A 23542-nucleotide genomic window follows, 5' to 3' on the forward strand; every position below is an offset into this window, starting at 1 on the left:
AGAAAGTCACCTGCAGGTCTTTTCTCAGTTTGGTACTGATGGCACTTCTGCGATATGTCTTATGATGGCGATCCATGAGTTACACTCCCTACTTGTCCGAGAGATTAATGAACTCAAATGTATAGGTCACTACATATAAATGCCGAAGTAAACACTGCATATACCTACTACAGGACACCCTACCCTACTGCACAATGACTGCACAAAGAGGATTTGCCTGCGATAAAACATGAATGAAAACTAAAAAAATCAGAAAAACACTTATAAGAAAGAGTACAACTGGAGAGTCAATCGGATAATCATAAACGAATACCTACATCATAAGAATCGATGCTTTTTCGTCACGATTCTCGTATACCTCTTAAATGGCGGACAAGAAATCTACCAGGTTGATTTCTGTATTGGTTAGGTTAAACTTCTTTCGTAGGCGTGTACGAGCCACATCAATACTTCGTACACTTTGCCCCGTGAGACTTGATATTTCCTTGGAGGTCATCTGCAATTTGAGAAAGGCGCACAACCTCCGTTCGTTTGGAGTGAGTTCGGGGTAATCGTGCTCAAGTGCCTTGTAAAAATTTTGATGCGTTTGGTTAAAGTGCAATTCAAACTCGGCCCAAGTGTCATCCTTGGCACTTTCTCCAAGATTCTTGATCACCCCTTGTACCTTAGCTTTTTGGTCTGCATCTACTTTGTCAATCAATTCCCTGAGCTGAAGGACAACCCCTTCAATCAATTCGTTTTTCTGGAATTGATACAGCGCTTTGGTGGTCATCTCCTTGTTCTTATGTTCGAGTGTTAGATTTAGGTTTTGATGTTTGCTTTCAAGGGCTCTTTTTTGCAGTTTCAAATGAAAAATAATCCATACTCCAGCAACCAGCGTCGTACAGAAAATGATACTGAGGATAAGATAAAACCTAAAGCTTCTTTTCTTCTCTTCCAATTCGTACACGGCTTGTCGGTTTTCAAACTCATACCATGCCTCGATGTCTGCGATCTCTGACACACGCTGGATGTTGAACAAACTGTCATACAATTGCTTGTAGTGTTTTTGAACGAATAGTGCCTCTTTATACTTCCCCATTTTTTCATAAGCCAAGGCCAAACCTTTTTGTGAAGTCACCATATCGGTAAGACTACCCAACTCATCCAACAGAGTGATGCTCCTCTCAAAATAATACAAAGAAGAATCCCACTGAGACTGCTCCAAAAAGTAAAAGCCCATAGTATGATAGCACTGTGCCAAACCCAGTCTATTATCGCTTTTTTTCCTTATCTCGATGGCGGTGACGATGTGCTCATGCGCCTCTTCAAAATTCCGTTGATGGAGTTGAATGTTGCCAATATTGTTGAGTATTAGCGAAATATTGCGATGATCATCGATCGCTGTAGAATACATGAGTGCCGTGTCATAATAGTTCATAATCATGGCAGTATCATGTCGATGTTCATAGATTAGGGCGATATTGTTGTATACTGAAGCCAGATACAATGACTTTTTGGGAAAAGAGTGCACTTCCGAATACTTCTTGATTAGCTCAATCACTCTCAAATACTTCTCTTCTGCCTTGGCATAGTTGCCTTGTCTCAAATCCATGACTCCCATATTGATCAGCAATTTGATATACAGGACGGTTTGTTGATTGTTTTCTGCCAATTTCAACCCCTCCAAATAATGAGAAGTAGCCTCATCAAATACTCCCATACTGACATAAGTTCTGCCGAGTACATTGTGGATTTGGACGAAAACACTGTCTCTACAATTTTCTTGGTTTGCCAAAGCCAAGGCTGTTTTGGCATAAAACAAGGCTGAATCAAGGCTTTTGGTTTGGTACCGATTGGCCAATGAAACTAACACCTCTACCCGTTGTTCCGAATCTAAGGTGGTGGCCAGTCGATTTTTCAAACTATCGATGTAACCGTACGAAGATTGACCTTGCACATGTGGAATCCCCCACCACACCAATACGCAAACAAAAACAATTGAAAAGCCCTTAAATTTATTCATCGCTCAAATATAAGCTCTATGGTCATCTGATGCGCAGCTCTTCTTCAAAATGCTTGAGGATTGATTGTCTTCGTCGGTCTATTGACCTTCCTGTATGAGATAGAAATGGTAGGTCTAGTTTTTCTTTTCAAGCTCGACCAATCCTAGTCATTTATTTTGCGTAAAGACTAACTCAGTAAACGAAAAACAACACATGAAAGCCATTGGATTCAAACAATCACTACCTATCACAGCACAAGACAGTTTCATAGCCTTTGAAACGGACAAACCTTCTCCTACTGGACACGATCTGCTGGTCAAGATAAAGGCGATCTCTGTCAACCCGGTAGATTTCAAAATCAGAACGAGTGCTGCCAAGGACAAAACCCTAGATATCCCCAAAATCATCGGGTGGGATGCTGTCGGGACGGTGGAAGCAGTGGGTGAAGCTACCTCAAACTTCAATATAGGTGACGAGGTATACTATGCGGGGGACTTGACACGTAGCGGCAGCAATGCCGAATATCAGTTGGTGGACGAGAGGATCGTAGGCTACAAACCAAAGAGTCTGAGCATAGCCGAGGCGGCTGCCATCCCCCTGACTGGACTGACAGCATACGAATCGCTCTTTGACCGCATCAAGATCAATCCCACAACTGACAAAGGCAAGACGGTACTGATCCTCGCAGGTGCAGGTGGAGTAGGTTCTATCGCTATCCAACTCGCCAAGAAAATAGCGGGACTCACGGTGATCGCTACTGCATCGAGACCCGATTCGGTGCAGTGGTGCAAGGATATGGGGGCAGACCATGTAGTCAATCACCATCATCTCAAAGAAGATTTAGAGAAAATCGGTCATAGCCAAGTCCACTACATCTTAGATTTCGTAGATCTACGGGGCTATTGGGAAACAATTGCGGAGCTTATCAAACCTCAAGGCCATATTGTATCGATTACAGGAAGTAGCGAGCCACTCAATCTAAACGTCCTCAAAACCAAAAGCGTAAGCTTCTCGTGGGAACTCATGTACACACGATCGATGTACACGACTGACGATATTGAGAGACAGCATGACATCCTCAATCACATCAGCAATCTGTATGATGACGGTACCCTCAGGACCACACTGACTACTACGCTCAAAGGCTTTTCTGTAGAAAATCTAAAGAAGGCCCACCAAATGCAAGAATCTGGTAAAACAATTGGCAAGACGGTGATTGAGTATTAGCGACTAACACCATCGACTTCAGTGCTATTAACTAGGTTACAAAATATCAATATTGAAACACAAACAGTTTTTCAATATACCCTAAGGCTAACCTGCCATACAATTGGCATCATTTTTACTTATTATCGTATTCAAACCAAAGAAATACTATCATGAAAAAATCAAACTTACTGTCACTCGCCTCTGCCTTGTTAGTCATTTTCTGCTTTGGCTGTGAAGGCCCTGAAGGACCAGCCGGACAAGATGGCGAAAACGGGTTAAATGGTGATGAAGGCTATGTCTTTGAATATGATTTGAGTTTTTCTGCTCCAGAGTACAGCGCGTTGCTAGAGCTGCCGAATGACTTCACAATGCTGGATTCGGATGTAATGGTGGTATACTTACTTTGGGAAGTGACAAATGATGGTACGGAAATCTGGCGCGCCCTTCCACAGACTTTGTACTTCGACGATGGTATCCTAAGCTACAACTATGACTATACCAAGTACGATGCAGAGTTGTTCCTCGACGGCACGGTCAATTTGGACAATCTCGGAGCAAACCTGACCGACAACTGGATCGCGCGAGTAGTGGTCCTACCTGCACAGTTCGTCAATGCACGTTCGAGAGTAGACTACAGCGATTATGACCAAGTGGTAGACTACTTTGGTCTTCAGGTTTCTCAAGTGACCAGCCCGGATTATCCAAGTAGACCTGAATAGTCTACATGAGAATGAGTCGTAATACTTCATTTGATAACAATAGGATAAAAGGCGAATAACGGCTAAAGGACATCTTTGTAAAATGGAAATTTTAACTTCTATCGCCGTTTTTCAAGTAGTCATATCCATTTTATTACTTGTCTTTCACGACAATAAAAACTCCTTTGACCGGATACTTATCTATTTTCTTGTCCTGATGGGCTTCCATTTGGCTACCAAGTTTTTCATACTCCTCATTCTACAAAACGAATATGTATTCGACCAACTGGCAAGTAGTTTTGGTTTTGCTTACGGTCCTTTCCTCCTACTAGCTACCAAACTATTGACGAATAGAAAAATCCGAAGGTATGAAGCCTTGATTCATTTTACTCCATTTTGTGTCATCTCACTTCTCTACCTACTAGCAGTGGTAGGTTCTATGGGGCTGATAGGTAGTGGCGCGTTGGTGATGTACTACAAACAATACATCGCTTACCTCGAGCTGCCCTCCTTCATTCTTTACAACGGCTACAGCCTCTATCTGCTGTCTTCATTCCAGACTAGCGATCGCCTGATGAAAATGCAAAAGAATCTGCTGCAAATGATCAATATTCTATTGATACTGGTAGTAGTACTAGGCTTCCCATTGTACTATTTCAGCTCACTACACGATGTAGATAATCAACTCAACATTCGACTCATTCCTTATACACTATTTGTCATGATCGCCTTTTTGATCCTCCAATACAAACTTCGAAGTGCAAGTGTACGTACACAAACTACGAATGAAACCAAGGAGAAATACGAAAAATCAGGCCTCCAGGAAACTGATTTGAAACTCTATCAAGAGAAACTCGACTACTACATTCTACATCAAAAGCCCTACCTCAACTCAGAACTCACCCTACTCGACCTCTCCAGTCAGCTCGATATACCACGGCACCACCTCACACAGTTGCTCAATAGCTACTACCAGCGCAACTTCTACCACTTCATCAACGAGCACCGCATCACCGAGGCAATCCGCCTACTCGAAAACAATCAATCCAAAGGCAACTTGCTAAGTCTGGCCTATGAAGTTGGTTTTCATTCTAAATCAACCTTCAATACTTACTTTAAGAAAGTCACAGGTACCACCCCCTCTCAGTACCGAAAGAACCTAATCCCTACCAACTGAGCACAAGAACGGGAACTTAACATAAGCTTAACCAATCGTTAAAAGCAACCATAAATTCGTTAAACTACACATTGTTAGCAATTTATGAATTCTTTCTTGACCGTGCCGTGCGAGATGTACATTCAAAAGTTGTTGCCAAACGGGAAAGACCTTTTGGACTTTCAGTTCACTTTGATTTGCCCAAAATCAAAAATAACTGAATAATGAATCAAAGAAATTTTACAATTAAACTCGCGTCCGTGATCGCACTGGTACTGCTATGTATCAGCCTTCGTCCCGTACATGCTCAACAGAATGCCTCGCTAGTCGGCGTGGTACAAGATGAGCTCAGTGGTTTGCCAGGTGTCAATGTCAGAGTGAAGGACCAAAATTCCAAAGGTGCCATTACTGATCTAGCTGGCAAGTTTAGATTGACCAACCTCCCTACAGGCAAAAGCACCTTGGTACTCTCCTTCATTGGTTATGAAAATCATGAAGTAGAAGTTGACCTCACAGCTGGAGAAACCAAGGACCTCGGTGAAGTGAATATGAAAGTACTTGTCACTGAGCTAGACGATGTAGTCGTCAAAGGCACCTACTTCCCGTCACAGCAACGAGCACTCAATATCAAAAAACAATCTCCAGGTATCATGGAAGTAATGGCCGCCGATGCGATCGGCAAGCTACCAGATAGAAACGCCGCAGAAGCCGTACAGCGTATCCAAGGAGTATCTATCGAGAGAGATCAAGGTGAAGGACGCTATGCGCTCGTACGTGGTACGCCTGCGGAGTGGAACTCCACCCTCATCAACGGTGACCGTCTACCTGCCTCAGACGGTACATCTGACAACTCTATGGGTACGCGTAGTGTTCCTTTGGATATCTTCCCTAGTGACATGATCGAGTATGTACAGCTCTCCAAAGCCATCACACCCGACATGGAAGGAGATGCCATCGGCGGATCAATCAATTTCATTACCCGCACTGCACCGCAAAATAAAACGTTCAACGTGAGCTTGGGGGGTGGGTACAACGGTCAAGCCGAAAAACCCATGTACAGCGCATCCATGCTCTACGGAGACCGCATCGGCAAGTTTGGTTTCATGGTATCTGCTGCCTACTGGAACAGAAACTGGGGATCTGACAACTACGAGGTAGAATACAACTTCTCCTCTCCTGACCCAAAAGAGCAATTTGCAGTAGACAACTTACAGTTGAGAGACTATATGGGACAACGAACCACTCTTGGTTTGAATGTAGGATTGGAATATGAGTTTAACACCAATCACAGAATCTTCGCTCGAGGTGTATACAGTGACTTCACAGACAACGAAATCGCTAGACAGCACAACTTCTATTTCCTAGAAAACATGGCAGAAGTCATGACCCGAAACGGCAAGTTCACTATCCAACTGAGTGGCGGAGAGGTAGGTGGAGAACACAACCTTGGCAATGGCTGGTCACTCGACTGGAAAGCATCCACATACCTCAACGACATGAGTACTGATGACCCCAAGTCTCTCCCCAAGGACGAGCGAGGATACCCTATGGCATTCTTTCAGCAAAGAGGCGTGGTATTCGACGATTTGGTCGATGGCTACAAATACCTCCAAGTAGATGATCCGTCCGGCGATCCAGAAGATGACATTCAACCTGATATGCAAGGAAGTCTGGACCCACAGCAACTAGTATTGAGCCAATTGCTCTCCTATGGAATCGGCAGTAGAGAGCAAGATGTCTCTGGACAATTGGATATAGGTAAGAAAATCAACGAAAAGTTGACCCTCACAGCTGGAGGGAAATACAAACACAAAACCAGAGAAGGAGGAACTCCTTTAACTATTTGGATTCCCGGCGCCTTTCTAGGTATACCGAATTCGCCTGCTCCTGCAACATTGGCCGACCTACAAACTGAGTCGTTTCCAGAAAATGGAGGCTTCTTGCAAGAAATAGGTTCGCCCTATGAAGACATACTGATCGATCAAATCACGACCAAACAGCTCAGAGAACTCTATACAGACGATGTACTCAACCAATACGGCATGTATAAGATCTCACGCGGAGAAGATAGCCCAGATGCAGCGACAGGATTCTACACAGGCAAAGAAAGTGTCGTAGCTGCCTATATCATGGGAGAGTACAGTATCTCAGACCAACTGATGCTCATCGGAGGGGTACGAAATGAGAGTACAACGGTGGACTACAAAGGAAAGCAAGTCACCACCACATTAGACGCGAATGGTGACGAGGTATCGATCATCCAAGATGTCGAAAACCACAAGACGACCAATGCACTACTCCCAATGCTCCACATCAAGTACTCACCACAGGAAAATCTCAACATCCGTGCGGCCTATACGAGAACTTTTGCAAGGCCCAACTTCAGTGATTTGAATCCAGGTGAAGTAAGAAACGATCAAACAAGAACAATCACCAAAGGAAATGTGGACCTCAACCCTACCTACTCCAACAACCTAGACCTGATGGCTGAGTACTTTTTTCAAGATGTAGGATTGCTCTCTGGTGGAGTGTTTTACAAGCAGATCACCGATGTAATTTTCAAGGATCAATCCATCCTCAACATCAGTGGACAAAACTATCAGGTCATCGAGCCAAAGAACCTAGAATCTGCGTGGTTGGCAGGGTTCGAAGTAGGAATCTCCAAGCGTATGAGCTTTTTGCCTGGCGCATTGAATGGCTTTGGAGTGGAAGCAAACTATACATACACTCGATCAGAACTTGAAGTACCTCGCTACGAAGAGCAAGGCGGACAGGTGGTCACGTTGATGGACAAACAGAGCTTGCCTCGTCAGCCAAAGAACATCTTCAATGCGTCGGTGTACTATGAGAAATATGGATTGATGGTGCGTGTAGCAGCCAACTTCAAGGGCAAATACATCGACATCATTCGTCAAGAGGCGGGACCAGAAAACTACAGATGGTATGACAAAAACCTAACAGTCGATTTGTCTGCGGCTTATAGTATCACCAAGTCCCTCCGATTTTTCTTAGAGCTCAACAACTTGACCAATGCTCCACTAAGATACTACCACGGGGTAAGTGAGCGACCAGAGCAGGTCGAATATTATTCCGTCAGAGGTCAGGCTGGGTTACGGTTCAACCTCTTCTAATACCTCTTTTATTTTATTCATCTCGGGCCACTTTACAACAGTGGCCCGAGATGTCATTCCAAAGATTACAACATGAAAAACATAGCAATAACAACACTCCTATGCGGTATGATGACCGCTTGTGGGAAATACGATGCAGAACAAAAGCCTGCCTATGAACTGACCGAGCCTGTCACCATCCAAACTGACCAAAACTCTGCTGAGTACATAGTCCAAATCCATCAACCCGGACAATGGACGCTCTATCACGGCACAAGTCCACAGCTAATCAATTGGCAATCTCCTATCACGACGATCGATAGTCACAAACAAAAGACCTACTTCATTCCCAAACAACCCAACAGAAGTTTCTTCGCTCTGATCAATACGGAGCAGGACACCATCCTGGCTAGCAACCGCGAATTGATCCTTGACGAAGCAGTAAATTTCCGTGATTTAGGCGGCATTCCTACCAAGACAGGACAACTCACCCAATGGGGGAAAATCTACCGCTCGGCTGAGCTCAAGGACTTGTCCACAGATGATTTGCAACAAATTCGTGAGATACAACTCAAAACCATCGTGGACCTTCGTACAAACGGAGAAATAGAAAATGCTCCTGACACCTACCCTCAAGATGTAGACATCCAATGGAAGCATTTGGGCTTAGGTAGTTCGCTAGATGACAAACAAATGGATTCCTTGAAACAGATCATGAAAGATGCTACGCCCGAAAACTTCAACGGAGACAGCTTCATGGAAGACGCTAACCGTGGGTTTGTAGACTCATCAGCAGAGATCAAGAGTATATTTGATATCCTATTGCAAAATGAAGGTCCCCTGCTCTTTCATTGTACAGCTGGCAAAGACCGTACGGGCTTCACCAGTGCAATGATATTGTCTGCACTAGGGGTAGAAAAAGACGTCATCATGCAAGAATACCTGCTAAGCAACTACTACCGCCATGAGCACAACGAAGCGACTGTTGAAAAGGCCGCAAAGTATTTTGGGATCAACCAAGAGGTACTGAGGCAGCTCATGGGCGTCAAAGCACAATACCTAGAAGCTGCTTTTGTAAAGATAGAAACAGAATACGGTGACGTGAATAGATACCTCTCTGATGAAGTCGGACTCACTACTGACAACATCAATCAGCTGAAAAGCATGTACTTGCAGTAACAAGAAGAGCCTCGTATTGTCGGACAATTGATTTTCCTTTCAACCCTAAAACCATCAAGAACAATAAGTGTTTTTGATGGTTTCCTCTTTGCCAACCATCCTAATGCTCCAAATGGATTCTAGATTCAGAGTATAAATCGTAGACTGCTACCAGAGATTCATTGCCTGTCGAGTGCTCATAAACTTCGTAATGAAGGATTGATTCACGTTGTTCGACATAGACTGGCTGATAATTCGCCTCCCGCTCATCCCACACGACCAAGAGGTAGCTGTAAGGAATTTTACTTTCTCGCCCTTTCTCCAACCAGGATTCAAACAGAGACTCATCGAGGGCTTTGGGGTAATACGAACTATCAAACATAGTGATGGGTTTGTGCAATCAGAAAATTGGGCAATAGACATGAAGCCATTGCCAAAACAAAGCTAGCCCATACTCTCCATATGCTCAGTACGAGATGACTAAACATCAAATTTGAGATAAAAAAAGGCACCCATACAGGTGCCTTTCTTACTATTATAAACTAATTACTATTACATAAACAACTCAGGAGCATAAGCCCAGATCGTACCATCGTCTTCACAAGACACGATCAACAAGCTTTGTCCTGTCGGGCTATCCTCTGCAGAGATGAACACCAGTCCTTCTGGAGCATCACCAGTCTTGAGGATGGAAAGTAGTTCAGGGCTAGACGGAGTGGATACATCGTATACTGCGACTGCATCTACTCTCTCCAAGCCGATGAACGCCACGGTCTTCCCATTGACTTCTCCCACTACGACACCTTCTGGCTCTACACCCTTGTCGTCGCTGCGGCTGTCATCATATAGACCTGCAGCAACTACTGCTTTCTCCAGTTCATCACCAGAATCAGCTACCAAGTTGCCTTGAGCATCCCAGATAGAAAAAGAGCGCGCACCGTAAGTATACAGTTTTTCATACAATCCGTCACCGTCAGCATCTCCATCAGTTACCATCACTTTCCATCTACCAAATGCCTCATCCTCTTGGATGTCGTCGGCATTGGTAAATACACTTGGATCTAGATCCAATTTCTTCAGTCTTTCTTCGTCCAAGTATGACAAGCACCCGTCATCCTCATCATAGTCTCCATTGTTTGCTTCACAAGTCACCTCATCTGCATCATAGAAGTATTCTCTACCGTCTCCTTCGTTGGCAGAGATCACATACGTTTCTCCATTCACCTCGAATGCAGCGATACCGTCAGGCATGTATATACCGAAGATGTTGGCAGGCACGTCTACAAATTCGATTTCATCCTCTACTTCATCGCTAGGATCCACTTGTACGCCATCGGAGGCATAGTCTTTTAGGCCCAAAGCTTTAAGATCAGTGATGGTTTGGCTTTCCAAGTCAATAATCGCCAACCCGTTATTTTCTTGCAAAGCGACATAGGCTGTCTTCGAATCAGGTGATACTGCGATGTATTCAGGCTCTACGTCATGGGCTAGGTCTGCATTGGGCCCAGACACTCTGAACCCCTCTGCTTCCAAAGTCGCTTCTTGGTCGTTGAAACCGGTAAAATCAAGCGTCGTAGCAGAAAAACCGTCGACGGTCACGATCGTAACAGAACCGATAGGATCGGTTTGGTAGTCACCGCTAGGCTCTCCTTCGTTGGCAGAGAGGATGTACTTGTGATCTGGTGAGAAAGTCACCATGTCGGGCAAAGCACCTGCAGTGATCACTGCTGCTTCTGAGAGGTCAGAGAGATTGAACACGACGATACTCCCGTTCTCCTGTTTGTTGTTAGCCTCTATCGCTGCTGCCAGATATTTCCCCCCTACCGCGACACTGTTGACTCCTGCTCCATAGGCAGTGATGCTAACGGTGCCTGTTTTGGACATGGCTGCTGGGTTGGATAGGTCGATCACGTCGATACGGCTCTCACCATCATTGTTGACGACAAACAATTGTTGGGTAGAGGGATCATAAGCGGAGATCTCTGCAGCAGTCTCACCACCGATGGAGATATGGCTCACTTCAGAAAAAGTCGATGCGTTTTCGTTTGGAGCATCAAATCCGTTGTCTTCATCACATGACGAGAAAGCTGCCGCAAGGCCAAGTAAACTTGCTGCTGTAAATAGGTGTTTCATTTGTTTTGTTCGATTTAAATTGAAAAACAAAACTAGAGGCACAGCGTTGACTCAGGATTACGCCAGTTTTATTTAAACACTAGCAATCCCTACTCCGCATCCTACAGCGATAACAAACAAATAACTCAAAATACAATCGATGGCACAGGTCTAAGTCTTAACTTATAAGCAACTAAAAACGGTATGCTACAGACGCTTTTGCGAAAAAGGGTGTCCCCGGCGTGAAGTTGATCTCCTCCACAGGAGCGGTTTCATTGAGCAGTTGTGATTCGGTAGCGAACTGAGTCTCATTCCATTCGGTATTGAATACATTCTGTATGTTGATTCCAAAATCCAAGCTTCCCCATTGGTACCCTGCATTGAGGTCTACGACTTGATATCCTTCTGCCACAATACTATTGTCTTCGTTGGCTGGACGGTCTTTGACATAGCGAAAGTTAACACTTCCGTAAACTCCCGAAGGATGCACCACACTCACGCTGCTAGTCAATGTCAGGTCAGGTGCCAATGGGATATAGTCTTCGCCACGAGGTTCTCCCAGAGCCCGTGCCAATGCATAATTTACATCGACATTCCAATACAGCCATTGCAGCGGCTGATAGCGTAGACTAAAATCTAAACCAGTCCGCATAGTCTCCCCACTTGGTTCTACGATTCCGGCATCCCCTACATAGACAAACTCCTGTTCTAAATAGAGCGCCCAGTAAGCCATGTTGAGTACGATATTCGAGACGGGTTTCCACATATATCCCAAATCTCCACCATACGCTGAGGGCAAAATCTCTCGTCCATTTTGTGCAACAACCACACGCGTATCGTTGGAATGAAATCCTTTGCCTGTCTTGAGGTAGAGTTGCAGATTAGTCGACGGGTTGAATAGAATGTTCAGCTTTGGACTTAGGATTCCCTTTTGTTCTGCTTGAGTATCGTAGGTTGTCAGCAATTGGTCATAGTAATTGAACTTGAAATGATCTACTCTCAACCCTGGATTGATTACCCATCTACCGATATCCATTTCCAAATTGACATAACCGTAGAGATTGCTCTCATCGATGTTGCCCAGCTGTAGGGTGTCCAGTGTCGTGACGCGGTTGGCTGTATGCGACAACTCGTTGTTGCGACTCTGATCATTGCGGTAGCCAATGCCGACTTGCAAGAGTCCTTCGTGAGCACCAAAATCCAAACTCTGATTGTATTCGCTCGTCACCCCATAAAGTTGTCGGTCTTCGTACTGACGTATTTGATCGCCATTGACTGGATCAAAGAGGTAGAAGGTAAAATTAGAAAACAGCTCAAAATCATAGTGAGTATAGTACACAGTGTTTTTCACAAAGGCATCCTCACTGACCGACTTGATGTAATTCAAGATGATATTGCTGCGACTTGTATTGCCCCCTTCTGTATCGTCGATGGCTCCAAAACGTGTGATATCTCCACTGTCCACGGCTCGCTGTGGAATTTGACCAGACGCATCCCATTTGCTTGTCAAGTGTGAGATACTGACCGACAGTTTATCGGTCGCAGAGAGTCTACCTGTATATTTCCCAAGGATGTTGAAGCGACTGAAGTTTTGGGGGCTATCAAATGGCCCATCAGACAGGTTAAACTCCGACGCGACATAGACGTCATGTTTGTCAGTATCGACTACATCCAGCATAGCGAGCAGGCGCTGTGTATTGAACTGTCCCAGCTCGAGTTTGATTTGACTATCATCCAAAGACTCCTTGGTATGAAAACCCACATAACCTGCCGTAGCAAAATTCCCTTCACTCGCATCATACGTTCCTTTACCAAAGTGGATGTTGTCTACTGTCTCAGGAATCACAAAATGCAAATCTCCATAGCCTTGTCCATGTGCGTGTGACACCATGTTGACAGGCATACCGTCTACCGATATGGCTACATCTGTGCCATGGTCCACATCAAAGCCCCTCAGAAAAATCTGTTCTGCTTTGCCACCACCTGCATGCTGCCCAATCACCAAACCCGGGACCTGCCGCAGCAACTCCTGTGAGGTCTGCACTGGGCTCGTGTGAATATCTATATCTACGAGTAGATTGATTGCATCAAACTCCGGTGAGATGAGTACTTCGTTGAGCGCGAGGATATTTTCTGTCATGGTGATGACCATCTGCTCATCCAAGTCATCGACTGCTACCGTATGCGTCTGGTAGCCAATATGACTGACGCGTACCGAATCACCCACTGCCATATCAGTCAGATTGAACTGCCCGTTGTGATTGACATGGGCGTGCTTTCCAGATTTAACATCTACAACATAGGCGCCATCTACGGCTTTTCGCTGGTTATTGAGGACTTTGCCTCGTACCGTCTGTGCCATCATCTCTCCTGCGCATAGCATCAGTGCTATCAATAGTGGTGTTCTCATCATCGCTGCGAAGTTGAAGTATCGCCCACATAGACTTTTATCCTTTTTGACCAAAGGGTTAGATTTTATATAAGAGGTTAACCTCCAAGCCAACCCCCATTAGACGGAACTAAAAGTCCGCGTCTACCTGAAAAGACATCTTTTCACGGGTCACGGGATGCAAAAACTCAATCGACTCGGCATGAAGATGCAAGCGATCGGCGCGTTTGCCATAGAGGTCATCTCCCACCATCGGTGTATTGAGTCCCTCAGCATGTGCTGCATGTACACGCAACTGATGCGTACGTCCCGTGATTGGGTGAAAATGCACCCGTGTTTGTCCATTGACACGGTCGATGACTTTCCAGTCAGTACGTGCAGGCTTGCCGTACTCATGACACACGAGTTGTCTTGGTCTATCCTCGAGATCCACCCGTAGAGGCAAGTCAATTTGCCCGTAATCCTCTTCGATGATCCCCTCCAGGAGAGCAACATAGCGTTTCTTGATCGTATGGGTCAAAAACTGCTCTTGCAACGCTTTGTGCGCATCTTTAGTCTTTGCAATCAGCATCAATCCCGAAGTAGCTCGATCCAGACGATGCACCATGACTGGGCCCGTCATGTCTGGATACTTGGCATGCATGCGTTCGGATACTGAGTCCGAACTGTTGCGCCCTGGTACCGAGAGCAGATCAGCAGGTTTGTGGATCACTGCCATCACGTCATCTTCATAGATGATTTTCACCTCTTTGTCCTCTGTAGACAGGTATTGTATCGGACTCTCATCAAGCTCCATACCCAGCAACATGTGTGAGAGTATCGGTTCACATTTGCCTTTGCATGACGGGTAGAAATAGCCGTGCTTGCGTATCTCCGAACTCGGCGACTGCCCCCACCAAAACTCCGCCATGCCGAGTGGCTCCATCCCGTGCTTGAAAGCATACTGCAGCATCTTGGGTAGTGCACACTCCCCTGCTCCAGAGGGGGGCACCTTCAGCGGTGTATTCTCAAAAATATCCATGAGTCCTTTCGTCTCTCCATCGATATTGAGAAACTGATATTGATCAAAAATCTCTTGCTGTAGGTCATAAGAGCGCTGTTTACGTGCCACCTTCAGCGCTTTGATTTCCGTCTCGTAGCGCGCCAATTCAGTGCGTCGAGCGTCAAGGCGTTGCTTCCATTCACGTGACAAATCTTTTTGAGCAAAATGCATTTGGCTACTTTCGTGGTTGAGGCGCGCAGTGAGTTGCACGTACTCTTCGGGGGAGAGCTGCTGTTCGGCTTCCCATCGATGTGTCTTACGGGCTTGTTTAGCAGCCTTCACTTGAGCCTTCATCTCTGCAATTTCTTCCGCGGACTGCTTTTCTTCGCTAGCCAATAGGGATTTGCAGCGCAGATAGTCTTCCGCTTGCTCGAGTGCCCATACCTGTCGATTGATAGCCATGATTTCCTCTTCTCCCTTTCTGTAAAAACTGTCGATTTCCAAAATATCTACAACGGGAGGAACAAATCCCTTGTGGAGATTGGACCCAGCCAATTTGCCCGAAAAGGCCGACAAATACCCCACTTCTCCATTCGCATTTCTGACGAGGAGTACACCGAACATTTTGCCAACATTGGGGGCATCCACATAGGCATCAAATCCAAAGTCATGTTTCCATTCATTCTGTTCTTTGAGGTGTGTTTGCAGTTCGTCCACTGCCACGAGGCACAGTGGATGTGGCTCATAATAAAAGGGAAAGGTAAAGCGCTCTGGCAAGGCATATGCCTCGATTGGCTGCTGAAACCGCTTGAAACAACTCTTCTCTATCTCTGTCTGCTGACTCATACCCTCTTCTGATCCGAATGATTAAAGTGCAAAGCTAGTCAGAGGAAAGGGAAATAATAACTCCCATCCACTAGGGTATAAACACTCTAGTGGATGGGAGTTGAATATAAAACCATCTACAAGTCCCAATCAGGACTTTGGATCGATGCACTAGCCCCTTGCCAGTGTCCAAGCTTTACTTCGCTGGGCAGTTGAACATCCACTGTGTCCCGTACTTGTCGGTACAGCTACCAAAGTAATCTCCCCAAAACATCTCGTCCAGCGCCATGGTGATCACACCATCCTTGGACAGCTTTGCGAACAATTCGTCTGTCTCTTCGCGCGTGTCTGTATTTATGCTGATATGCACGTTGTTGCCAACGTTCACAGTGAAGCCCATCGATTCTGGGGCATCTGACCCCATCAGACTGTGTCCTCCCATGATTGGTAGCTCCACGTGCATCACCAGATTTTTGTCAGACTCCGGGAGTGGCGGCATCTCTTCGGATGGAGGCACCTCTCCAAATCGAGAAAATCCATCTCCTGCGAACTCTCCGCCAAAGATCGATTGGTAGTACAAAAAGACCTCTTCGGTCTTGTCTTTGAAATTGAGGTAAGTATTAACTCTTGCCATAGTTATAAAATTTAGGTGTTGTGATTGCGATGTATTCCAGCTTGTGCAAACATGTCCTGTATGTCCGCTGCAATTGGCAAAGGACGTAGAGGCGGTACATTGGCCCCTCCGGTATTACCGACAGGTATGTGCCCGACGAAGGACTTGACTCCCCCCACAAGCAAGCGTGGGATTTGACCGATGACCTCACGAAGACTCTTGATCTTCACCCCAAACACCAGCATCAGCCAGTGCACCTGACTGTGCGTCACAGGATAGGCCTGACCGATCACATGAGCCCGCTCAAGGTGTGTCCATGCATGTGCCCAGTGCCCCTGTGCAAACTGTGCCCTGTACTGCGTCAACTCGGATTGATAAAACGGCCGAAGTGCATCCGGCATATAAGTGTTGAGTGTCATAGGATTGGAGATTGGTTTTTGTAGGGTATAAAATCTATGTCAGTTTCTCCACTTCAGTGCTGATGAAAGCTATTTGTTCAGCAGTCAACTTCACGTCCATGGCTCTTGCATTTTGAGTGGCCTGTTCGGCATTCCGTGCACCCGCGAGTGCGATGGTGATCCCTGCACGCTCGATCGTCCAACGCAGGACCAACTGGCCCAAAGTGGCTCCTTGCTCGTCTGCGATTGGCTTGATCTGTTGTAAGAAATCGTTGGTCTTTTGGATGAAATCCGGCTGAAAATGTGGATGTCCTGCTCGATGATCCCCGTCTTGGAATACATACCCAGGAGTGATCTTACCTGTCAGCAACCCACGCTCCATTGGACTATAGGCCAATACCGATTTCTTCTGCTGGATGCAGTAGGGCACGGTCTCCTCTTCTACTCCACGGTTGACCATACTAAAAGGTATCTGATTGGACACTAGTTTGACAGCTTTCTCCGCAGTGGACATTTGAGACGCATCATAATTGCACACGCCTGCTTGACGTACTTTCCCCTCCTTGATGAGCTGAGCGACCGCCTCAAAGGTCTCCTCGATGGGGGTCGTACTGTCCGCCCAATGAATCTGATAAAGATCTATATAATCGGTACCGAGACGTTTCAAACTATTTTCGCACTCGGTGATGATACTGTCTTTGCTCGCATAGCGAAAGATCTGAATGTCTTGACCACTGTTGTCTTGGCTATCAAAGTAGTGCTCTCCCTTGGCGAGATCCCACCTCAAGCCAAACTTTGTCAAGACTTGTACTTTGTCACGCGGGAGGTCTTTGATGGCCTCACCCACGATCTCTTCACTCCTGCCCTGTCCATAGATAGGCGCAGTATCGATGGAGGTCATGCCGTGATCATAAGCCGCACGAATGGCTGCCACTGCTTCGGAGCGTTCAGTCTGTCCCCACATCCATCCGCCAGCTGCCCAAGCTCCAAATGTGATCGCTGATACTTCTAAATCTGATTCTCCTAATTTTCTGTATTCCATGGTTAATTGCTCTGTTGTAGTTTGTATGTCGAAGATAATGAAGCTTCGTGCTTTAGAAAAATCAAAAGTAGCTTTCCTATGACGAAAGATATAGAAGGCATTTGTACCATTCCAGATAGGTGTATTTCCCTAGGCTTTTTCATCCACAAAATGTCCTCTAACTTGACGACAACAATCTTCGACCAAAACCTCATGAGACGATTTCCAATCTATTTGATACTCATACTGGCACTGCCACAGTGCCAAACCAAATCACAAAAGCAGGACAGCACCTTGACCATAGCCGCACAGCTCACCACTGCACAAAACCAAGCTTGGGTAAATGAGCATCTCGATCAGGTCATGCAGGCCAGCGTCTTCGTAGCGAAAAATGGACACCAAATGCCCTATCGTATTTTTATTCCCGATGACTACCGACCCGACGAATCCCTCCCGTTGCTGATCCATCTGCATGGACGTGGTGAGCGCGGCACAGACAACAACCCAAAGATATACAACAATATTCCGCTGTTCAACGGCCCTCGATCCATTGTCTCCCCCAACATGCAGCAACGCTACCGCAGTATCGTACTCGTGCCACAGTGCTCTGACACCACTATCAACGAAGAATGGGCCAAATGGGTAGGCAACACGCCAGAAACACCCTTTGAGGGACTCGGCGAGGATGGTAGTTATCTCATGAATGACACGCCGTCTTCTTCGGGCGCAGCAGCACTGGAGCTGATCGACTACACCATCGATCGATACCACATTGACAAGAGTCGAGTGTACTTGACGGGACTATCCATGGGAGGGTTTGGTACATGGGAGTTTATCGGGAGACGACCAGAGTTGTTCGCTGCGGCAGTACCTATGGCGGGCTATTCTGACCCACGAACCGTGGATCGCATACAATCCATTCCGATCTGGGTTTTTCATAGCAACATCGATCAGTACAACCCCGTGGCAGGGTCACGACATATGTACCAACTTCTAACCGAAGCGGGTGCAGAAGTCCTCTACACAGAGTACGACAGCACTACCCACGGAGACACCTTCCAGAGAGCCTGGCAAAACGAAGAGCTGATTCCTTGGATCTATAGTCAACAACAATAAACGACTAGAATCATTTTTCTGTGTCAATAGGTTTGGCAGGAATCCACCGAGTCTGCCTCCATTCTTTCTGCTCGGTCTTTGACAAGAAGGACCAAGCGACGATACGACTAGACTTGTTGCCTGTACCGATAGGAATGATTTTGACTTGACTCGCTCCATGCTCCTCCAATGCCTTCTGTACGCCTTTGACATTGGATTGCTTGGAGACAAGAGTGGAAAACCAGTAGCAATTGCTTGCAAATTTCTTGCTCTCACGGACCATGTTTTGGATAAACTTAGACTCTCCACCCTCGCAGATCAGTTCGTTGCTGACACCTGCAAAATTAAGCCGAGGGTTTTTAATTTTCTTCGAGGAGAGATTGTTGACCTTTCTTTTGGATCCTTTTGCTGCATCTGCTGCAGATGCATGAAATGGGGGATTACAGATCGATAAGTCTACCTTATCCTCCTTGGTGATGATGCCATAAAACACATCTTTGGAAGTCACTTGAAGTCTACAATCTACTTTGTCCTGCAACATGGGATTGGCTGCTACGATGCGCTGTGCTGATTCGATAGACTGGGGGTCAATATCCGAACCGATGAACTGCCAGCCATACTCGATGGTGCCGAGTATGGGGTAGATACAGTTGGCTCCCACTCCTATGTCCAGACAGGTGATCTTCTCCCCTTCGGGAAATGTCCCAAAATTGCTTTCCATCAACAAGTCTGCCATGTAGTGAATATAATCTGCTCTCCCTGGGATAGGAGGACACAAGTTTTCATCAGGAAACTCCCATTGCTTCACTCCATAATAATGGTACATCAATGCCTGATTGAGTAGTTTGACTGCTCTAGGCTCTGCAAAATCCACAGAATCATCTCCGTACTTATTGGGTTTTACATGATTGGCTAAGTCTGGCACAACCCCAATCAAAGCCTGCAGATCGTAGCGATCTCGGTTTTTGTTGCGAGGATGTAGTCTTGTTTTTACTTCCACCCTTTTGGGAGAAGAGGTGCTTGACGAGTGTTTCATGTGAGGCTTTTCCGAATTCGAATGCAATGATAGGCAGCGTCATTGATAATCTAGAACATAGTATCCAAAACATGGCACATTCCCACTCCAACTATGCGGTCGGTCTTAGGTGACTTTGAGCGATTTGAGCACGCTCTGTGCTGCATGATAACCGCACATCCCATGTACTCCCCCACCTGGAGGCGAGGATGCCGAACAAATAAAGAGGTCAGGATTGGGCGTACTGTAAGGATCTATCCGCGCCACGGGACGGGTAAACAACTGAAAAATATCTGCTGCTCCTCCCGTGATGGCTCCTCCGAGATAGTTGGGGTTGTATTGGTAAAAGTCCTGTGTCGTCATCGTCGCTTTCGCTAAAATGATATCCTTGAACCCTGGAGCAAATCGCTCAATCTGATTCTCAATCGCATCGGTCATGTCCACCGTTGAGCCATTAGGCACATGGCAATACGCCCATCCCGTATGCTTGCCCTCGGGAGCTCTGGTGGGATCAAACTGACTCTGCTGACTAAGCATCACAAAGGGCTTGTCACTCACCCTGCCCTCCCAAGCATCCTTTTCACTAGCAGCCACTTCGGCAAACGTACCCCCTACATGCACAGTAGAGGCATCTAGGCATCGTGGATCACTCCATGGAATCGGTCCATCCAGAGCATAGTCAATCTTGAAGACCCCTGGGCCAAACTGATAGTTCTTGAGGCGGTTTTTGTACGATGGAGGCAATTTTTCTCTAGCGATGTTGGCGAGCTGTACCGGATCGGTATCAAATACATAGCGTTTGGCAACTGGCAACTCCTTCCATTCATTGATCCTCATCGAGCACTGGATCTCACCCCCGAGGCTTTCAAAGTATCCCGCCAAAGCATTGGCAATTTGCTGTGAGCCACCTTTGGGTATGACCCAGTTCTCTACATGCCCTGTCACCAAAAACATCAACCCCATCGCTGTGGTAAAAAACTTATCAAAAGGCAAGACACTGTGAGCCGTACACCCTGCAAACAACGCCTTCATGCGTGGATCGGAGAAGGCATGCCGTGCGTAGAAAGTCGCAGGCTGCAAGGCCTTCAAACCAAAGCGCGCAAGTAACCATGGATTTTGTGGGATGCCCAAGGGTTTTAGGCTATCTGATAAGAGATCTTCGGCCCGTGACACGAATGGAGCCAATATCTTTTTGTATTGCTCTCCATCTACACCTAGATTGAGGCTGGTTTCTTCCATGGACTTGTACAGTAGTACGGCCTCTTCTCCATCTAGCGGATGTGCTGCTGAGGCATTCGGGACGATCCATTCCAAGCCAAACTTCTCCAGCGGCAAGGTCTTGAGATAGGGAGACAAATAACCCATCGGATGCACCGCCGAGCATACATCGTGACGAAAACCAGGTAGTGTCAGTTCGGAAGTCCTCGTTCCCCCACCGACTGTTTCTGCACCTTCTACAATCAATACTTGCAATCCCTTTTCTGCCAAAGCTATGCCTGCACTCAGTCCATTGGGGCCCGAGCCGATTACCACTACGTCATACTCTTTATCCATTCTTTACTCGAGGTATTGTTGAGGATTCCTGCGAGTTTCTTACTAGCCATATACCTAGTAGAAACTATCATTGTGAAACCACTATTCTATTTGTCAATCAATTCTAAAGAAAACTTGGTGAATGCACAGCTTTGGACATAGGTTTTTCACCAAATATTAAACGAAAACTATTATTCATTGGGGCTAATGAAGGCCAATGCCTTGTCCAACTGTGAGGCATCAAAGTATCGTTCTTCAAACCCCTTCTGTAGCCTTTCAAAGAAAATATTGTCTATAGGCACCAAGGCTTTCAATACTTTGGAATGTGCCACGATGGCCAGATTCCCCATCTGATGATAGTTTCTTAGCACCCAAATCATATCCTCCATAAATGCCTTGGTACTGCTATGGCTGATTTTCATTTCGTCCAGTTTCACGAGTACGTGGATGTAGTCATTCCCTTCCTCTACCTTCTCATTGAAGAATTGTTGCGCAAGCTTTTCATCCGTCTCAGTAAATCCATCGATTACTTCTATGGCAAGTGCATTCCCTTCAAAGGCTTTGATTTTTTCAATCATCAGTATTGTGTTTAGGTTCGCTTGTTGGTTGTATACACTCGAAATTATACACTTTTGACTCGAATCATACTACAATAGCGTGAGGCAGATCAAAAGAACAAAGCCAAGGGCTCGTTTAAAATAAAGAATCCTGAGCAATTGAGTTCAAGTAGGGACTATTTATACTTTCTTCTTCGGTCCAAATTCTAGGGTAGAGTCCTTCGGGATCTCTTTCTCCTTCTTATCTTTGAGCCCATGCCTCAGGAGTATGCCATCATCGATATCGAGACCACGGGTCGCAGTGCCAAAGGGCAGAAAGTCACAGAGATCGCCATCATCATTCATGACGGAAAGCGGATTATCGATCAGTACGACACCTTGGTCAACCCCGAAACCTCCATTCCCTACTCCATCACACAACTGACAGGCATCTACGATGAGATGGTGATGCATTCACCAAAGTTCTACGAGATTGCTCGCAAAGTCTATGAAATGACAGAAGGGCGTACCTTTGTCGCGCACAATGTCGCTTTTGACTTTGGCGTATTAAAGTCAGAATTTGAGAGTTTGGGAGGCAGTTTTGACAGACCACAGCTTTGCACAGTCAAGCTTTCGAGAAAACTTCTACCCGGACACTCTTCATATAGTTTAGGCAAACTCTGTGAAGACCTAGGTATAGCGATCAATGGACGCCACCGCGCATATGGTGATGCTGCAGCTACCGTCAAGCTCATGGAGATTCTCTTGCAAAAGTCACATGACATGGGACTCGAAGATTTGAGTACGACGACACTAGCCAACCTTCCCAAAATCCCCCCACTTCTTGACCTCAAAATCTACTCTTCCCTTCCTCAGCAGACTGGGGTATACTACATCTACAGCTCGCAAGATGAGCTCATCTATATCGGCAAAGCCAACAATATTCGCCAACGGATGCTATCCCACTTCAACGACAAAAGCCGTAAGGAACGCAGCATGTTTGCACTCACAGCCAACATCCGTTATGAAATCACTGGAAGTGAACTCATCGCTCTCTTGCATGAGTCGGACGAAATCAAAAAGCACCAGCCGCAATTCAACCACGCCCTTAAACAGACACGTGCTACGCATGGCCTATACGCCTATGAAAATCAAGCAGGCATCCTTCAGCTCAATATCGGCAAGTTGCAAATAGGTACTGTAGCTTTGATGACCTTTTCCAAATTGGGTCAAGCCAAAAATTTTCTAGAAAAGGCCGTACAAGACTATCAGCTCTGCCCCAAATGCTGTGGATTGGAAAAGACCAATGGCCCTTGTTTTGCCTCTCATATCAAACAGTGTCTGGGGGTTTGTTGCGGCAAAGAGTCTTCACAAAGTTACAACCTACGGGTAGAGGAACTCCTGGGTAACATACTGCTCAAGCAAGAGGATTTTTTCATCGTAGAAAAGGGTCGTACTGAGGACGAAATCGGAATCGTACAAATCCGACAAGGAGAATATATAGGCTACGGATATGTCCCTGATACTCACCAAAACAATACGCATGAAGGGTATGAAAATTTCATCACTCCAACCCCGACCAATGCCGATGCGCAACGTATCATTCTAGGCTATCTCAAAAGGAAACGTACACAAGAAGAAAATACGACTAGCTCCAATTAAGTTCAAAACCAAAAAAGAGCCTCTGCGAAGGCTCTGGTGTACATG

18 protein-coding genes are annotated in these 23542 nt (G+C 46.0%); 7 read left to right on the top strand and 11 right to left on the bottom strand.

The window, feature by feature from the left end; translation table 11 throughout:
- Positions 1-361: 361 nt before the first annotated feature.
- Positions 362-2005: a tetratricopeptide repeat protein gene (locus tag BFP72_RS07755; protein WP_099598592.1), complete on the bottom strand. Its 1644-nt coding sequence runs from the start codon at positions 2003-2005 to the stop codon at positions 362-364.
- 193 nt (positions 2006-2198) lie between these two features.
- On the opposite strand from BFP72_RS07755, the gene BFP72_RS07760 reads away from it, so the two are divergent.
- The 5 genes from BFP72_RS07760 to BFP72_RS07780 all read left to right on the top strand — a co-directional run bounded on the left by BFP72_RS07760 (position 2199) and on the right by BFP72_RS07780 (position 9337).
- Positions 2199-3212 (top strand): zinc-binding alcohol dehydrogenase family protein, encoded by a 1014-nt coding sequence (locus BFP72_RS07760; RefSeq protein ID WP_099598593.1) that lies wholly within the window; start codon positions 2199-2201, stop codon positions 3210-3212.
- A gap of 152 nt (positions 3213-3364) precedes the next feature.
- Positions 3365-3913, top strand: a complete 549-nt coding sequence (locus tag BFP72_RS07765) for a hypothetical protein (protein WP_099598594.1) — start codon at positions 3365-3367, stop codon at positions 3911-3913.
- A gap of 82 nt (positions 3914-3995) precedes the next feature.
- The gene (locus BFP72_RS07770; protein WP_099598595.1) at positions 3996-5069 is read left to right on the top strand and encodes a helix-turn-helix domain-containing protein; all 1074 of its coding nucleotides are present in this window, start codon (positions 3996-3998) and stop codon (positions 5067-5069) included.
- Between the two features lie 203 nt (positions 5070-5272).
- Positions 5273-8179, top strand: a complete 2907-nt coding sequence (locus tag BFP72_RS07775; protein ID WP_099598596.1) for a TonB-dependent receptor — start codon at positions 5273-5275, stop codon at positions 8177-8179.
- Between the two features lie 72 nt (positions 8180-8251).
- Positions 8252-9337 carry a tyrosine-protein phosphatase gene (locus BFP72_RS07780; protein ID WP_099598597.1) on the top strand — a complete coding sequence of 362 codons (1086 nt, stop codon included), beginning with the start codon at positions 8252-8254 and terminating at the stop codon, positions 9335-9337.
- A gap of 100 nt (positions 9338-9437) precedes the next feature.
- Here the strand turns inward: BFP72_RS07780 and BFP72_RS07785 are convergent, their stop codons facing one another.
- From BFP72_RS07785 to BFP72_RS07815, 7 genes are all read right to left on the bottom strand, one after another.
- Positions 9438-9698 carry a hypothetical protein gene (locus BFP72_RS07785; protein ID WP_099598598.1) on the bottom strand — a complete coding sequence of 87 codons (261 nt, stop codon included), beginning with the start codon at positions 9696-9698 and terminating at the stop codon, positions 9438-9440.
- A 170-nt stretch (positions 9699-9868) separates the two neighbouring features.
- On the bottom strand, positions 9869-11449 hold the full coding sequence (locus BFP72_RS07790; RefSeq protein ID WP_099598599.1) for a choice-of-anchor I family protein: 1581 nt from the start codon (positions 11447-11449) through the stop codon (positions 9869-9871).
- A 172-nt stretch (positions 11450-11621) separates the two neighbouring features.
- Positions 11622-13841, bottom strand: coding sequence for a TonB-dependent receptor domain-containing protein (locus tag BFP72_RS07795; RefSeq protein WP_099600722.1), 2220 nt, complete (start codon positions 13839-13841; stop codon positions 11622-11624).
- 106 nt (positions 13842-13947) lie between these two features.
- Entirely contained in the window at positions 13948-15645 is a 1698-nt protein-coding gene (locus BFP72_RS07800; protein ID WP_099598600.1) for an RluA family pseudouridine synthase, read from the bottom strand.
- A gap of 175 nt (positions 15646-15820) precedes the next feature.
- A complete protein-coding gene (locus tag BFP72_RS07805; protein WP_099598601.1) occupies positions 15821-16258 on the bottom strand; it encodes a VOC family protein in 438 nt (145 codons plus the stop codon).
- Positions 16259-16269: 11 nt separating this feature from the next.
- On the bottom strand, positions 16270-16656 hold the full coding sequence (locus BFP72_RS07810) for a DUF3703 domain-containing protein (protein ID WP_099598602.1): 387 nt from the start codon (positions 16654-16656) through the stop codon (positions 16270-16272).
- A 34-nt stretch (positions 16657-16690) separates the two neighbouring features.
- The gene (locus tag BFP72_RS07815; protein WP_099598603.1) at positions 16691-17677 is read right to left on the bottom strand and encodes an aldo/keto reductase; all 987 of its coding nucleotides are present in this window, start codon (positions 17675-17677) and stop codon (positions 16691-16693) included.
- Between the two features lie 192 nt (positions 17678-17869).
- Between BFP72_RS07815 and BFP72_RS07820 the strand changes: the two genes are divergently transcribed.
- Positions 17870-18772, top strand: a complete 903-nt coding sequence (locus BFP72_RS07820) for a prolyl oligopeptidase family serine peptidase (protein WP_158233335.1) — start codon at positions 17870-17872, stop codon at positions 18770-18772.
- A gap of 10 nt (positions 18773-18782) precedes the next feature.
- Here BFP72_RS07820 and rlmF read toward each other — a convergent pair whose 3' ends face one another.
- From rlmF to BFP72_RS07835, 3 genes are all read right to left on the bottom strand, one after another.
- Positions 18783-19787, bottom strand: a complete 1005-nt coding sequence (gene rlmF, locus BFP72_RS07825; RefSeq protein ID WP_099598605.1) for a 23S rRNA (adenine(1618)-N(6))-methyltransferase RlmF — start codon at positions 19785-19787, stop codon at positions 18783-18785.
- Between the two features lie 105 nt (positions 19788-19892).
- Positions 19893-21320, bottom strand: coding sequence for an NAD(P)/FAD-dependent oxidoreductase (locus BFP72_RS07830; protein ID WP_099598606.1), 1428 nt, complete (start codon positions 21318-21320; stop codon positions 19893-19895).
- Positions 21321-21490: 170 nt separating this feature from the next.
- On the bottom strand, positions 21491-21877 hold the full coding sequence (locus BFP72_RS07835) for an STAS/SEC14 domain-containing protein (protein ID WP_099598607.1): 387 nt from the start codon (positions 21875-21877) through the stop codon (positions 21491-21493).
- Between the two features lie 234 nt (positions 21878-22111).
- Between BFP72_RS07835 and BFP72_RS07840 the strand changes: the two genes are divergently transcribed.
- Entirely contained in the window at positions 22112-23497 is a 1386-nt protein-coding gene (locus tag BFP72_RS07840) for an exonuclease domain-containing protein (RefSeq protein WP_099598608.1), read from the top strand.
- Positions 23498-23542: the final 45 nt, after the last annotated feature.

This window comes from Reichenbachiella sp. 5M10 (assembly GCF_002742335.1).
Lineage (GTDB): Bacteria > Bacteroidota > Bacteroidia > Cytophagales > Cyclobacteriaceae > Reichenbachiella.